Here is a 14,648-nt window from a genome sequence, read left to right on the forward strand (position 1 = left end):
GAAGGAACCCGATGACAGGGACGCGGAAAAACCACGACTACCCACGGAGTGCCACATGCTGACCCGGCGCGACCTGCTGTGTACGGGCTCCGGTGTGGCCGCGGCGATGCTGCTGAGCCAGCGCGAAGCACTGGCTCGCGGGGCCGCCGCCGCACGACTGCCCCGCTTCGTCGACCCCCTCGCCGTACCCCCCACCGTGCGAGCAGGTCACGACGGGGGTATCCGGATGACGATGCGCCCCGGACGGCAGCGCGTGCACGCGGCACTGCCGGACACTGCGATCTGGGGATTCGACGGCGGTGAAGGGCCGACGTGGCCCGGGCCAACCATCGAGGCAGCCCGCGACATTCCACTGTGGATAGCCCAGCACAACGCGCTCGGCAAGGAACACCTGTTCCACGACTCGGTTGACCCTGCGACCTGGCACGGGCCGTTCCCCGAGTTCGACGGGCGCGAACTCGGTCAGGAACAGGTGGGCACGCCGCGGGCTGCCACCCACCTACACGGCGCGCGGGTGGCACCCGGTGACGACGGCTTCCCCGACGCGTGGTCGCTGCACGGTGAGACGATCACCTACCGCTACCCGAACCGGCAGCACCCGCTCAGCCAGCGCGCCCCCGCGTTGTGGTACCACGACCACGCCGTCGCGATCACCCGGCTGAACGCCTACGCCGGGCTCTCGGGCTTCTACCTGATCCGGGATCCACTCGAGGAGGAACTCGGCCTGCCCGTCGGGCTTCCCTACGAGTTGCCGCTGATGATCCAGGACCGCGACTTCCACGAGGACGGCACGCAGGCTTACCCGGCTGCCCCGTGGGTCGGGAACGTGCAGGGCGCCGTCGCGGTCGTCAACGGCACCGCGTGGCCACGCCATGACGTGGACCGCGGGGTCTACCGCCTGCGGCTGCTCAACGCCGCCCAGCACCGAATGTTCCACCTGGCCTTGGACCATGGCACGTTCACCGTGCTCGGTACGGACGGAGGACTGCTGGCCAAACCGGTGGCAGGTGTGCGAACGGTGGCGCTGGCCCCTGCGGAGCGACTCGACGTCCTCGTCGACTTCTCCTCCGCTCCCGCGGGCGCGAAGGTACGCCTGCTCAACGTCGCGCCCGAGTCGAACCCACCAGGGCCGCGGATCGACGAGATCATGCGGTTCGATGTCGGCCAGCAGCGGGGGCACAGACCGGGACTGCCGGGGCGCCTCGACCCGTGGTTCGAGCGGCTCGACCCGCGGCAGGCCCGGGTGCGGCGGCGCATGCTGATGCAGCGGCTACGGCCGGACCGTCCTGCCTCCACCGGCAACCCGTGGCTGCTGTGGTATCACGACCCGACGGTCCCGCCTGGTACGTACCCGGCCGTCGGCGACGGCTGGCGCCCAGGGTTCTGGAGCGACCCGGCGTTCGTCCGCCCCCATGCCGGTACGACGGAGGTCTGGTCGATCAGCAACCCGGCACCGGTCGCGCACCCGATCCACCTGCACCTCGTCCAGTTCCAGATCCTGGCCCGGCACAACTCCGCCGACCGGCGCCGTCCCGCCGCGTACGAGGGCGGCTGGAAGGACACCGTGTCGATCGGTCCACACGAAACCGTGGACCTCGTCGCCCGCTTCGACCTTCCGGACGCGACGCCAACCCCCGCCCCGTACCCGTGGCACTGTCATGTGCTCGAGCACGAGGACAACGACATGATGCATGCCTTCACGGTGGTCTGATCCGGCAGCGTCCGGCAGCGCGGACACGCCGAGGGTCACGGTGCCGCCTCGTCGAGCCAGGCTCGGACGCGGTCGCGGTCCGCGTCCAGCACCGGCGGTGCCGCGTGCCGGTCGCGGGTCACCTCCGCGCCCGCTGTGTCGAAGAACCGCAGCGGCGGTCCCGGCAGCGTGACGGTTCCGAGCGTGTCGTGCTCGACGTCCACCACCAGTCCCTGGCTGCGGGTCTGCTCCCACTCGTAGACCTGGTCGATCGTGCGCACCCGCCCGGCGGGTATTCCCAACTCGGCCAGCCGGGCGAGCAGGTCAGCGGCCTTCCACGTCGAGAACGTCCGCTCGATCAGCGCGACGAGTTCGGCGTGGTTGGCCACCCGGTCAGCGTTCGTCGCGAACCGGCCCCCGTCCGCGTCGAGGCCGAACCCCGAGCAGAACCTGCTCCACAGGTCCGCACTGCCCACGGCGATCTGCACCGAACCGTCCGCACAGCGAAACAGCCCGTACGGGGCGATGGAGGGGTGGTGGTTTCCCTGTGCCCGCCCGACCTCACCCGCGACGGTCCAGCGAGTGGCCTGGAAGGCGTGTACCCCGACCCCCGCGGCGAGCAGCGAGGTACGGACCACCCTGCCCTTGCCGTCGCTGCCGCGTTCCAGCAGTGCGGCGAGCACGCCGTACGCGCCGTACATCCCGGCGAGCAAATCGCAGATCGGGGTGCCGAACTTCTGCGGCTGGTCCGGGTCGGGTCCGGTCAGCGACATCAGCCCGGCCTCGCCCTGCGCGATCTGGTCGTAGCCCGCTCGCCCGCCCTCCGGCCCGTCGTGGCCGAACCCGGTGATGGACAGGATCACCAGTCGCGGGTTCAGCCGGTGCAACTCGGCGAAGCCGAGGCCGAGCCGGTCCAGCACCCCGGTGCGGAAGTTCTCCACGAGCACGTCCGCCCGCGCGATCATCCGAAGGAGCGTGGCGTGGTCGTCGGCGTCCTTGAGGTCGAGCGCGATCGATTCCTTGTTGCGGTTGGCGGAAAGGAAGTATGTCGACTCCTCGGCCGTGCCGCCGTCGTGATCCGGCCGCACGAACGGTGGCCCCCAACCCCTTGTGTCGTCGCCACGTCCGGGCGCCTCCACCTTGATCACGCGCGCTCCGAGGTCGCCGAGCATCATCGTCGCGTGCGGGCCCGCCAGCGCGCGGGAAAGGTCCACCACGACCGTGCCGGACAGCGGGCCGGTGCCGCGCCCTGCCTGCTGTGTCGCCGTCGTCAAGGGGTGCTCCCGTGTGGATCGTCGGTGTCCACCGGCAGATCGGGGCCGCGCAGACCCGTTCCGGTGGCGGACTCGAACGCATGCGCCAGTTGCAGTACGCCGAAGTCGTCCCCCGGGCGGCCCACGATCTGCAGGCCCACCGGAAGACCGTCGTCGGTAAACCCGCACGGCACCGAGGCGGCGGGCAGTCCGGTCGCGGAAATCCAGTAGCAGGACCGCATCCAGTCCAGATAGGTCTGCGACTCCACCCCGGCCACCTCCGGCGGGTAAGGAAGCTCGACATCGAACGGTGGGACGGGCGAGACCAGGGTCACCAGGAACTCGTGGCTGTCTAGGAACTCCCGGATTCGGTGGTACAGCGCGATCCGCCGCTGCTGCGCGCGGGCCAGGTCCTCACCGGTCAGCCGCTGCCCGACCTCGATGTTCCAGGCGGCGCTTTCGCCGAACCACTCCGGATGCTCCCGGTACAACTCGCCGAGGCTCAGCGCGTAGTACCAGGCACGCCAGGTTCGGAACGCATCCTCGGCACCGGTGAGGTCCGGGTCGCGGTCAACCACCCGGCAACCAAGCGCTGCCAGCGCCTGCCGGCCAGGTCGCATCGCCCGCAACACTCGCTCGTCCACGGGCAGGCCGCCAAGGTCGTCGCTCCACGCCACTGACGTGCCGGTGAAATCCCGGTCGAGCGGTTCGGCGAACCGCGCCGCCGGAACGTGGTGGGACAGCGGCGAACGCGGGTCGGGTTCGGCGAGCACCCGCATCAGCAGCGCCACGTCGGCGACCGTTCGCGCCATCGGCCCGGCCACGCTGAGGGTGAACATCGGGTCCGCGGTCGGCCACATCGGCACCCGGCCGAGCGATGGCCGCAGCCCCACGACGTTGCAGAAACTCGCCGGGTTGCGCAGTGACCCGCCCATGTCCGTGCCGTCGGCGATGGGAACCAGCCTGGCGGCCAGCGCCGCAGCCGCTCCCCCGCTGCTGCCGCCCACGGTCTTGGTCAGGTCGTAGGGGTTGCGCGTGGCGCCGAACAGCGGGTTGAACGTCTGTGACCCGGTGCCCCACTCCGGTGTGTTGGTCTTGCCGACCGTCACGGCTCCCGCCGAGGTCAGCCGTTCCACCACGATGCTGTCGAAGTCGGGGACGAACCGCGCCCTGGCGGGGGATCCGTAGGTCGTACGGATACCCTTGGTCTCGGTCAGGTCCTTGTGGGCGACCGGGAGCCCGTGCAGCGGGCCGAGTGGCCCGCTCCTCATGATCGCCTCGTCCGCGGCCCGCGCCGCACGGTTCGCGTGCTCGCGTGCCACGGTGACGATAGCGTTGACCTTCGGGTTCACCGCGTCGATGCGGTCCAGGTGGGCGTCGAGCACTTCCCTGGCCGACACCTCACGGCGGCGCAACATCCCGGCCAGCTCGGTGGCCGAGCGCAGGCACAGTTCTGCTTCTGACATGGCTTCTCTCAACGTCTACATCGGAGGGTTATGCCCCGGTCGGGCCCGCCGTGGGTGGCGGGCCCGACCGCGGTGGCGGGCGTCGTCAGCCGCGTGGAGCGCGGTAGCCGGTCGGTTCGGCACCGAGGTCGACGATCGCCGCCACCGTTCCACCCCCGGAAGGTCCCTGGTGGACGGCCGAGACGGAAACGAAGACTGCGGGGTCACCGGTCACGGCGGCGGTGACCCCGCCGACGCAGGCCTTGATCTGGCGGTGCCAGTGCACGTCGGAGTCGTCGAGCATCGCGTTGCGCCGCCCGCGTACCATGCCGTCCGGTGAAGCCTCGCATTTCAGGAACACGTTCACCAGCCGACCGTCCAGGTCGGTGTGCTTGGGGCTGGCGGGCAGGGTGAGCCCTGCGTCGCGGATGGAATCCCAGATGCCGTCCTGATCCAGCGCATCGCGCATCACCGAGTGGCCGATGCGGTAGCGGCCTCCAACGCCCCTGGCGTTGCCGACGACCACGATCTGCGCCCTGTCCAGCTCCACACCCGAGGAGCAGGAAGCCACCTTGGAGTACAGCTCGCGGTTGTGCATGACTTCCTCGTCACTCGGCATGTCGATCTCGCCGAGCGCCACCGCGATGCCGAGTGCCGTGGTGCCGTTGGACAGGTCCATCGACTCCAGCGTGTGCTCGGTCCACACCGACTTTCCCCGGCTCTTGGCGTCGCGAATCGTGTCGATGGTCAGCAGCGGCGTCTTCGTTTGCACATAGTGGACGTCGTCGGGGTCGGTGATACCCGCGCGGGCCATGGCTTCCTTCACACCGGCCGCGACCTTCTCGATCATCGGGCGGCGGCCGATATCCTCGGGCAGCAGCTGCTCGCTCATCGCGAACCCGACGGTCAACCGTGGTTCGTCGGTCGGCTCGGCCTTCCCGTCGGCAACGGTGGCGAAGATCGTCGCGTGCGGGCTGATCACGCCATCAGTTCCACCCGACCACACGATCGGGACCTGCCTGACCTCATCCATCGACCGGATGCCCTTTTCCACGAGCACCTCGCGGAAGGCGCGGTCGGCGATGATACGGGTGAAGTCGTTCACCCCACCGTTGCCCTCGGTCTTGCCGATGATGGCGATGACCCGGTCGGCCTCCAGCACGCGCTCGTCGATCAGCTTGGCCAGCTCGCTCGCGTCGGCGACCGAGTGGATCGGCACCTTGCGTACTTCGATCGCGGGTGGCATGTCTGCTTCCTTCCTTTGAGATGTTCAGGCGGAACGCGCGCCGGTCTCGGCCGTGCCGGGAACGACATGGGTACCCACCGTGCCGTCGAGAGCGTCGGCCAACCGGTGCAGCGAGGTGATGATTCCGCTGCCCGCTGCCCGCTCGGCGAACCGGACGACCGCCTCAACCTTGGGGCCCATGGACCCTGCCGCGAAGGCGTGTTCCTCGGCGATCTCGCGCAGTCGCGCGCTGCTGACTCGGCCGATCGGGGTAGCGGCGGGCGTTCCCCAACCCGCCACCACCGCCTCCACATCGGTGGCGATCACCAGCACGTCGGCGCCGATCTGCTCGGCGAGCAGCGCGGCGGTGAGGTCCTTGTCGATGACGGCTTCCACACCGTGCAGGGTGCCGTCCTCGGCCCGCATCGTGGGAATCCCGCCGCCGCCGGAGCACACCACGACGTAACCGGCCTCCAGCAGCGCTTCGGCCGCGGGCAGGTCCAGCGCCTGCCGTGGTCGCGGTGAGGCGACTACGCGCCGCCAGCCACGTTGTGGCACCTCGACGAAGCGCTGCCCGTGCGCTTTCAGCTTCTCGGCCTCGGCTCGCGAAAGGTAACGCCCGATGGGCTTGCTGTAGGTGCGCATACCCTCGTCGTCGGGATCGACGAGCGTTCGCGAGACCAGCGCCGCCGTCCGCCCGTCGAGCCCGCGCACCGACAGCGCCCGATCCAGCGCGTTCAGCAAGAGCATGCCGATGGTGGCCTGCGTCTGCGCCCCACACCAGTCCAGCGGCACCGGGGCGACCACGCCGGCCGCGAGCTCGTTCTTGACAAGCAGGTTGCCCACCTGGGGCCCGTTGCCGTGGGTGAGCAGCACCTGGTGGCCCTCGGCGACCAGGTCCGCGATCGGCTCCGCCGCCTCGGTGATGGCCGCCCGCTGGTCCTGCGGGCGCGCCTGCCCGTCCGCGGCTGTCATGGCGTTGCCGCCGAGCGCGATCACGATCCGCATGGCTTCGACACTAGGGCTGCCGTCGCCCCCGATCATTGGCAAGTCCGCACAGCGAACCCGCCGATATCCGACAGAAGCTGCCATCGAGGTCGGCTCCCGTCAGTTCCGGTCGACGTCGGCGCCGGTTTGCCCGCCGCTGAGCCGCGCGTAGCCGGGTCCCCGGTCGAAGAACGCCGGCCCGTTCGTCTGGCCACGCATCCGGTCGCGGTGCCGCCGGGTGGCGGCCTCGTCGTAGCCGACCGTGTCGTCTTCCAGCGATCCGGTGAGCACCACCCCGTAGTCCGAAAGTGCGGCTGCCCAGGACACCTTGCGCCACACCACATCGCGGACAACGAGTTCGGGATCGCGCTGCAGCGGGTCGCCCCAGCCTCCGCCACCCGTCGTGCGTATCCGGATCACCTCACCGGCCCGAACCGGTTCGGCGTCGGCCAGCGCGTCGACCTGCCGCTCGTTCGGCCCACCCGGGTCGATCGTCACGTCGAACGGCTTTCCAGCCTTGCCTCCCTTGACACCCCAACAGGACAGAATGGACCGATCGGCGATCGACATGAAATGCGCGTCGCGAAGCATCCGGATGTGCTTCTCGTAGCCCAGCCCGCCACGGAACTCTCCCGCGCCGCCCGAGTCGACCGCCAGTGACAGCTTCTCCACCAGGAACGGGAAGCGGGACTCCGTGAACTCCGTCGGCAGGTTCCGGGAATCCGGAACGACATGGATGGTGTCCTCGCCGTCGGCGTAGGGCCTGCCGCCCGAACCGCCGCCGAGCACCTCCCGCATCAGGTAGGGCCGCCCCTCACGGTCCTGCCCGTACACGCCGGTGTATCGGATCGTCTCCTGGTCAGCGGGCATGTCACCGTCCACCGCCTTGGCCACCACCCCGGCCAGCACCCCGAGCAACCGCAGGATGACGAACGTTCGCGCGTTGGTCGGCGCCGGGAACACCGGCGTCAGCAGCGTCCCTGGCGGCGGGAACCGCATCTCGATCAACGGCACGATGCCCTCGTTGACGTCCAGTTCGGCCATCCGCTCCGGGGTGTCGGCCAGGTTGCGCAGGATCGGGGCGAGCCACTTCTTCAGAAACACCCCGTCGGAGTAGTCGCCACAGTGGTTGATGGGACCCTTCGCCTGCGGTGAGGTGCCCGCGAAGTCGATGATCAGCCGCTCGCCCTCCGGGTCGTCGGGCGCGGTCCTCGTCAGGGTGATCCGCTGCCGGTGCAGCTTGGGCTCCTCCACGCCGTCGTGCTCGGCGTAGTCCTCCCACACCCAGGAACCGACCGGGATCTTGGAGAGGATCTCGCGCCGGTAGGTCTGGGTCGTGCGGTCGATGACGGCGTCGAAGCAGGCCTCCACGGTGTCGCGGCCGTAGCGGTCGAACAACTCGCCCAGCCTGCGGGCCCCCATCAGGCAGGCCGCGCACTCGGCGTCGAGGTCGGCCGCCAACGACTCGGGCATGCGCGAGTTCCTCGTCATGATGGAAAGCGCCGCGCGGTTGGGTTCGCCCTGCTCCCACAACCGGATCGGCGGCACCATGAGGCCTTCCTCGAACACGCTGGTGGCCTGGCTCGGCATCGAGCCGGGCACCGCGCCACCGATGTCGTCGTGGTGGCCGAACGCCTGCACGAACGCCACCACCTGTGGCCCGGAACCGCTGTCGTGGAAGACGGGCACTGTCACGCACAGGTCGGGCAGGTGGCCGATCCCGCCCTCGGAGCGGTAGACGTCGTTGTGGAAGAACACATCGCCCGGCTTCATCTCCTCCAGCGGAAAGTCACGTGCCACCGGATGCACCAGCGCGCTGTAGGACCGGCCGGTCAGCTTGCGCAGCAGCCGGTCGTGGATGCCTGCCCGGAAGTCGTGCGCGTCGCGGATCATCGGACTGCGTGAGGTCCGCGCGATCGCGGTCTCCACCTCCGTCTCCACCGAGGCGAGACTGCCCTGCACGATCTCGACCAGCACCGGGTCGGCGCTCGCGCCCGCGTCCGACGTCAGGGTGCCGAACGGGAACCGGGTCGGTGCTCTGCGGCTGTCGGTGGTGGTGTTCATGCCTGCCCCTCCCGGGTCACGATGATGTTGAGGTACTGGTCGATGCGGGCGGTGAAGCCGGGGTGCAGCGGTACCGTCGCGCCGAACTCCTCCACGATCGCGGGACCGGAGACGACCTGCCCCGGCCGCAGGTCCGGCCGCCAGTAGACGGGCGTGTCGAGGTAGCCCTGCCCGGCGTCGAAGCACACTCCTCGCCGGGAGCGTTCCTCGGGCACGCCGACGTCGGCGGCGATCTCGTGTGCCACCAACCGTGGCCGCCGGATGGCGCCGACCCCGGCGACACGCAGGTTGACCCACTCGACCTGCTGGCTGCGGTCGGTGGCGAAGTCGTAGCCGTACAGCGCGCGGTGCTCGACGTGGAAGCGGCGGGCGACCTCCTCGATCAGCGCCTCGTCGACCGGCCCTTCCGGCACGGGTACCCGGACCTCGAAGGCCTGCCCGAAGTAGCGAACGTCGGCGGTGCGCACGAACTGGTGCTCGGCCTCGGCGAAGCCCTCCTTGAGCAGCGCCGCCCGTGCCTGCTCGGTGAGTTCGGCGTACACGGTGGACAGTGCATCGGGGGTGAGGGCTTCCTGCAGGCACACGTGGGTTCGCACATAGTCGTTCTTCACGTCCACGGTGAGCAGGCCGAAAGCCGAGACGTTGCCGGGGTTCGGCGGAACCAGCACTGCGGGCAGGTTCAGGATGTCGACGAGCCTGCACAGCAGCAGCGAGCCCGAGCCACCGAACGTGGTGAGGGTGAAGTCGCGGACGTCGAGCCCGCGTTTGACGGTGATCTGCCGCAGCGCGTTGGCCTGGTTCCAGGCGGAGATCTCCAGCACGCCGGTGGCGCACTGCTCCACCGTGAGCCCCAGTTTGTCCGCCAGCGCCCGCAGCCCGGCGCGGGCGGCCTCGACGTCGAGCGGGATCTCCCCTCCGAGCAGGTGTGCTGGGATGCGGCCGAGCACCACGTGGGCGTCGGTGACGGTCACGTCGGTGCCACCCTTGAGGTAGCACAGCGGCCCTGGGTCGGCCCCCGCCGAGTGTGGGCCGACCTTGAGGTTGCCCTCGGGGGCGAGCCAGGCGATCGAACCGCCGCCCGCGCCGACCGTCGCCACGTCGATCATCGGGATCTTGCACGGGTAGACCCCGACGCTGCCCTCGGTGGTCAGGGTCGGTTCGCCGTCGATGACGACCGAGACATCGGTGGAGGTGCCGCCGCCGTCGCAGGTGACCACCTTGTGGAAGCCCGCCGTCTGCGCGATGAGTGCCGCACCGAGCGCACCAGCGGCGGGACCGGACAACACTGTGGTGATCGGCTGGTGCACCACTTCGTCGGCGCTCAGCACGCCACCGTTGGACTTCATCACGTACAGTGGCGGGCCGGCCTCGCCCTCGGAGGCGGCGTAGGTGTCCAGCCTGGTCTTGATGTTGTTGACATATCGGGACAGCTTCGGCTTCACCGCCGCGTCCACGAGCGTGGTCATCGACCTCTCGTACTCGCGGTACTCACGCAGCACCTGCGACGACACCGACACCACAGCGTCGGGGTGCTCCTCGGCCAGAACGGCCCGCATCCGTTCCTCGTGCTCGGGATTGGCGTAGGCGTGCAGGAAGCACACGCCGATCGCCTCGATCCCGCGCGCCCGAAACCAGCGAGCGACCTCACGGGCCGCCGACTCGTCGAAGGGCCGGATTTCCGCGCCGGTGTGGTCGAGCCTGCCCGGCACCGAACGCACCAGATGACGCGGGACGATCCGCTCCGGCTTGACCCAGAAGTAGGAGTTCCCGTAGCCGTCCGGCACGCTCTGCCTGGCGATCTCCAGTACCGCCTCGTAGCCCTCGGTGGTGATGAACCCGAGCTTGTCGACCTTGCCCTCAAGCAGCTGGTTGGTGGCCACCGTGGTGCCGTGGCTGACAGCGCTGATCGCGGCGCCCTGATCCGGGTGACCCAGTTCTTCCAGGCCATTCAGTATGGCCAGCACCTTCTCGATGCCCGTCATGAACCCGTCCGCCGGATTGTCCGGTGTGGACGGTGTCTTGGTGACGGTCAACTTACCGGTCGCCTCGTCGAAGGCGACCACGTCGGTGAAGGTGCCCCCGGTATCCATCCCGATACGGATGCGGCGCTGCTCACTCATGCAGCAGATTCAAACCTGCCCAGCCACCTCCGACTATGGCACTATCTCCCATCGAGAGGGCGAATCATTGGCATACCCTGCCGAACTGACCGGGTTTGGCTCTGCTGCGGCAGGCCACCCGTCGCCGCCTGTACTAACGTCCGCGAAACGACGTGCGCCACCGCCGGACCGTGCCGGCGGCGGCGCGAGCCTGGAGTCGATGCGTGCTACCCCCGGCACCTCCTGCCTGCCAACGAGCCCGCGAACACTCCGAGCAACACCAGCCCCGCACCGAGTGCCACACCTTTGAGGAACGACTCCGGCTCCGCCGCCGCCGGTGCGGGCGCGGTGAACACCGTGGAGCCCGGGGAGACGAGCTGCCCCGGCTCGCTGACCGCCTCCGCCGGTGCCCCGCGCTGCTCGGTGCCCGCCAGCACACCGTCCACGGCGTTGAAGAACTCACCGGCCAACCGCTTGCTGACCGAGGTCAGCATCCGCTGGCCTACGCCGCCGATCATCCCGCCGACCACGGCGTCGGCGTCGTAGGACAGCGAGGTGGTGCCGTCGGGATTGTCCGCGAAAGCCACCTTGACGTCCGCGCTGATCGTGCCGGGGGCACCCGTGCCCTGTGCCGACAGCACCAGCGACCGGTGCGGGTCCAGATCACGCAGGCTGCAGGCGCCCGCGTAGGTCCCCTTGATGGAAGCGACACCGGCCGTGACGGTCATCGAGTAGGAGTTCTCCCCCGTCGTTTCCAGCCGCTCACAGCCGGGGATGGTGCGGACCAGCACCGCCGGGTCCAGCAACGCGTCCCAGACCTGCTTGACCGGGGCGTTCAGGGTGGCCTGTCCGGCGATTCTCATGACGTGGTGCGTCCTTCCTTATGGCGAAGCCGAAGGTGATACAGCTCCGAAGGCGAGATGGGCATCGAGGTGATCGGCAGCCCCTCGGCGTCCTCGATCGCGGAGGCGAACACCGCCGAGCACGGGATCACTCCCGCCTCCCCCGCGCCCTTGATGCCGAGCGGGTTGAGCGGTGATGGGGTTTCCAGGTGGTCGATGTCGATGGACTCCGGGACCTCGGTGACGAACGGCATCAGGAAGTCCATGAACGACGCGTTAAGCAACTGCCCCGAGGAGTCGTAGGCCATCCGCTCGTACAGCGCGCCGCCGACCCCCTGCGCGACGCCGCCGTGAATCTGCCCCTCCACGATCATCGGGTTGATCAGCGTGCCGCAGTCGTGCACCACCGCGTATCGCAGGATGCGGATCTCGGCGGTGTCGGGGTCGGTCTCCACGATCGCGGCGTGCATGCCGTTGGCGAACGTGGACTGTTGCGGCGAGTAGAAGTCGGCGCCCTCCAGACCGGGCTGGTCGTCCTCGGCGATCGGCGGCCGGTCGGCGTTGCCGACGGAGAACTGCGTCGCCGCCTTGGACGCCTCGTCGAAGGCATACCGCAACGGGTTGGAGAGCACGGCAACCGTGCCGAGCTCCATCCGCGAATCCGGCGCGCCCTTCACCCGCACCACCCCGTCGACGAGCTCCAGGTCGTCGACCGACGCCTCCAGCGCCTCCGCCGCGATGCGCAACGCCTTGGCCTTCACCTTGCGCGCCGCCAGCGCGGCCGCCGAGCCACTCATCACCGCCGCACGCGAGGCGAAGGTGCCCACCGCGTAGGGCATCCGGCGGGTGTCGCCGGTGACGACCTCGACGTCCTCGAACGGCACGCCCAGCTCGTCGGCCACCACCTGCGCGAACGCGGTGTGGTGTCCCTGCCCCTGCGAGGTCAGTCCAATAGCGACCTTGACCTTGCCCGACGTCTCGACCTGGATGTGCGCGCCCTCGTACGGCCCGACACCCGTGCCCTCGACGTAACAGGCGAGGCCGATGCCGACCCTGCGCCCCCGCGCGCGCAGCTCGTCCCTCATGGCTTCGAAGTCGTCCCAGCCGATGAGCTTCTTCAGCTTCTCCAGCGAGGCGGGGAAATCGCCGGAGTCGTAACGCAGCGGCCTTCCGTCCTGAAAGGTCAGTCCGTGGTCGTAGGGGAACTCGTCCGGCTGGATGAAGTTGACGGCACGCACCTCGGCGCGGTCCTTGCCGAGGTGCGCCGCGATCGCGTCCATCGTCCGCTCCATCACGTACACCCCCTGCGGCCTGCCCGCGCCGCGGTAAGGCGTCACGACCACCGTGTTGGTGTAGAGGCTTTCAAACACCACGCGATAGTTGTGCGGCTTGTACGGCCCCAGCAGTTGGGTTGACGTGATGATGGGAACGATCAGCCCGTATGGCGTGTAGGCGCCGTGATCGTGCCAGAACCGCACGGAAAGTCCCCGCAACCGGCCCTCGTCGTCGAACCCGACCTCGACCTCGTGGTGCTGGCCACGCTCGTGCGCCGAGGAGATGAAGTGCTCGCGGCGGTCCTCGGTGAACTTCACCGGCTGCCCCAGCGCCATCGCGGCCATCGGCACCAGTAGTTCCTCCGGCCAGGGATGCAGGATCTTCACGCCGAACCCGCCGCCGACATCGGGGGTGATCACATCCACCTGTGCCAGGTCAAGACCCAGTTTCGCCGCGACCGCCGCACGTACCCCGGTGGAGGTCTGGGTCGAGCTCCACACCTGGAGCCTGCGCGCATCGGTGTCCCACCTGGCCACCGTGCCGCGGCCTTCGAGCGGCATCGACGCGCTGCGCTCGATGTCAAGTTCGAGGGTGAGCCGGTGCGGGGCCGCCTCGATCGCCGCGCCGGCGTCACCCACCGACTGCTCCATCCTGGCCGCCACGTTGCCCGGCACGTCCGGATGCACCAGATGCTCGGCGGCACGCGCCGCCTCCACCCCCACCACCGGCGGCAGCGGCTCGTAGCTGACCCTGATCCGCGAAACGGCATCCTCCGCGATGTAGCGGTCGCGGGCCACCACGAAGGCGATCGCCTCGCCGACATGGTTCACCTCGTCCTTGGCCAGCGCGTACTGCGCGCGGCCGTGGGTGAGTGTCGGGTGTGGAATGAGCACCGGCAGCGGTTGCGCCATCGGCCCGGTCAGGTCCTCGTAGGTGTAGACCGCGACGACGCCGTCGATGTCAAGAACCGGGTCGACGTCGATGTCGACGATGCGCGCGTGCGCGTGCGGGCTGCGCAGCACGGCGGCTTCCAACGCACCGGGCAGCAGGTCGTCGACGTACTGCCCGTTTCCCGTGACCAGCCGGTCGTCCTCGACCCTGCGGACCTTCTCCCCCATCATCCGCGTGGTCACTTCAGCTCCTCATTCCCGTCGCCGGTGCCCTCCGCCAACTCGGCGGCCCGGCCCACCGCGGCGACGATGTTCTGGTATCCGGTACAGCGGCACAGGTTTCCGGCGATCATCTGCCTGGCCTCCTCCGTTGTCGGGCGCGGATTCTGCGCCAGCCCCGCCGTGATCGTGGTGAGAAACCCCGGGGTACAGAACCCGCACTGCAACCCGTGGCACTCCTTGAACGCTCGCTGCACCGGACCGAGTGAGCCGTCCGGCTCGGTGAGTCCTTCCACGGTGGTGATCCGGTAGTCCTGCGCGGAGACCGCGAGCAACAGGCACGACCGCATCGGCCTGCCGTCGACGAGCACGGTGCACGCGCCGCACACCCCGTGCTCGCATCCGACGTGCGTACCGGTCAGCCGCAGGTCGTGCCGCAGGACATCGCTGAGCAGCCTTCTCGCGGGCACGGACACCTGCCGGATGACTCCGTTGACATGCAACGAGATGTCGTAGGTCTGCTCGCTGATACGACTACCTTCGTTCATGGCCGGGACCTCCGGGGAACGCTTTGTTCGCTTGTCCTGCGAGGACTGTCGTGAGACGGCGTCCCTGGAGGTTTCAGCCGGAGGCTTGTCATCTCGGAAGGTGTCGTCCCG

10 protein-coding genes are annotated in these 14,648 nt (G+C 69.2%); 1 reads left to right on the forward strand and 9 read right to left on the reverse strand.

Going from position 1 to position 14,648, the window contains the following annotated elements:
* Positions 1–55 precede the first annotated feature (55 nt).
* Positions 56–1,711 (forward strand): multicopper oxidase family protein, encoded by a 1,656-nt coding sequence (locus tag FHU38_RS17415; RefSeq protein WP_167172774.1) that lies wholly within the window; start codon positions 56–58, stop codon positions 1,709–1,711.
* 35 nt (positions 1,712–1,746) lie between these two features.
* Here the strand turns inward: FHU38_RS17415 and FHU38_RS17420 are convergent, their stop codons facing one another.
* The 9 genes from FHU38_RS17420 to FHU38_RS17460 form a co-directional block, all read right to left on the reverse strand.
* Positions 1,747–2,964 (reverse strand): CaiB/BaiF CoA transferase family protein, encoded by a 1,218-nt coding sequence (locus FHU38_RS17420; protein WP_167172776.1) that lies wholly within the window; start codon positions 2,962–2,964, stop codon positions 1,747–1,749.
* Complete coding sequence (locus FHU38_RS17425) at positions 2,961–4,409, reverse strand: amidase (RefSeq protein ID WP_167172778.1); 1,449 nt, start codon at positions 4,407–4,409, stop codon at positions 2,961–2,963. The genes FHU38_RS17420 and FHU38_RS17425 overlap by 4 nt, the downstream gene beginning before the upstream one ends.
* An 85-nt stretch (positions 4,410–4,494) precedes the next feature.
* A complete protein-coding gene (locus tag FHU38_RS17430; RefSeq protein WP_167172780.1) occupies positions 4,495–5,634 on the reverse strand; it encodes a barbiturase in 1,140 nt (379 codons plus the stop codon).
* 24 nt (positions 5,635–5,658) lie between these two features.
* Positions 5,659–6,621: a carbamate kinase gene (locus FHU38_RS17435; RefSeq protein ID WP_243852289.1), complete on the reverse strand. Its 963-nt coding sequence runs from the start codon at positions 6,619–6,621 to the stop codon at positions 5,659–5,661.
* A gap of 99 nt (positions 6,622–6,720) precedes the next feature.
* Positions 6,721–8,664, reverse strand: a complete 1,944-nt coding sequence (locus FHU38_RS17440; RefSeq protein ID WP_167172784.1) for a hydantoinase B/oxoprolinase family protein — start codon at positions 8,662–8,664, stop codon at positions 6,721–6,723.
* Positions 8,661–10,784, reverse strand: a complete 2,124-nt coding sequence (locus FHU38_RS17445) for a hydantoinase/oxoprolinase family protein (protein WP_167172785.1) — start codon at positions 10,782–10,784, stop codon at positions 8,661–8,663. The genes FHU38_RS17440 and FHU38_RS17445 overlap by 4 nt, the downstream gene beginning before the upstream one ends.
* Before the next feature lie 206 nt (positions 10,785–10,990).
* Positions 10,991–11,626, reverse strand: a complete 636-nt coding sequence (locus FHU38_RS17450; protein ID WP_167172787.1) for an SRPBCC family protein — start codon at positions 11,624–11,626, stop codon at positions 10,991–10,993.
* A complete protein-coding gene (gene cutA / locus FHU38_RS17455; protein ID WP_167172789.1) occupies positions 11,623–14,013 on the reverse strand; it encodes an aerobic carbon-monoxide dehydrogenase large subunit in 2,391 nt (796 codons plus the stop codon). The genes FHU38_RS17450 and cutA overlap by 4 nt, the downstream gene beginning before the upstream one ends.
* Positions 14,010–14,537, reverse strand: coding sequence for a (2Fe-2S)-binding protein (locus FHU38_RS17460; RefSeq protein WP_208415721.1), 528 nt, complete (start codon positions 14,535–14,537; stop codon positions 14,010–14,012). The genes cutA and FHU38_RS17460 overlap by 4 nt, the downstream gene beginning before the upstream one ends.
* Positions 14,538–14,648 lie beyond the last annotated feature (111 nt).

The sequence above is a fragment of the Saccharomonospora amisosensis genome (assembly GCF_011761185.1).
Lineage (GTDB): Bacteria > Actinomycetota > Actinomycetes > Mycobacteriales > Pseudonocardiaceae > Saccharomonospora_A > Saccharomonospora_A amisosensis.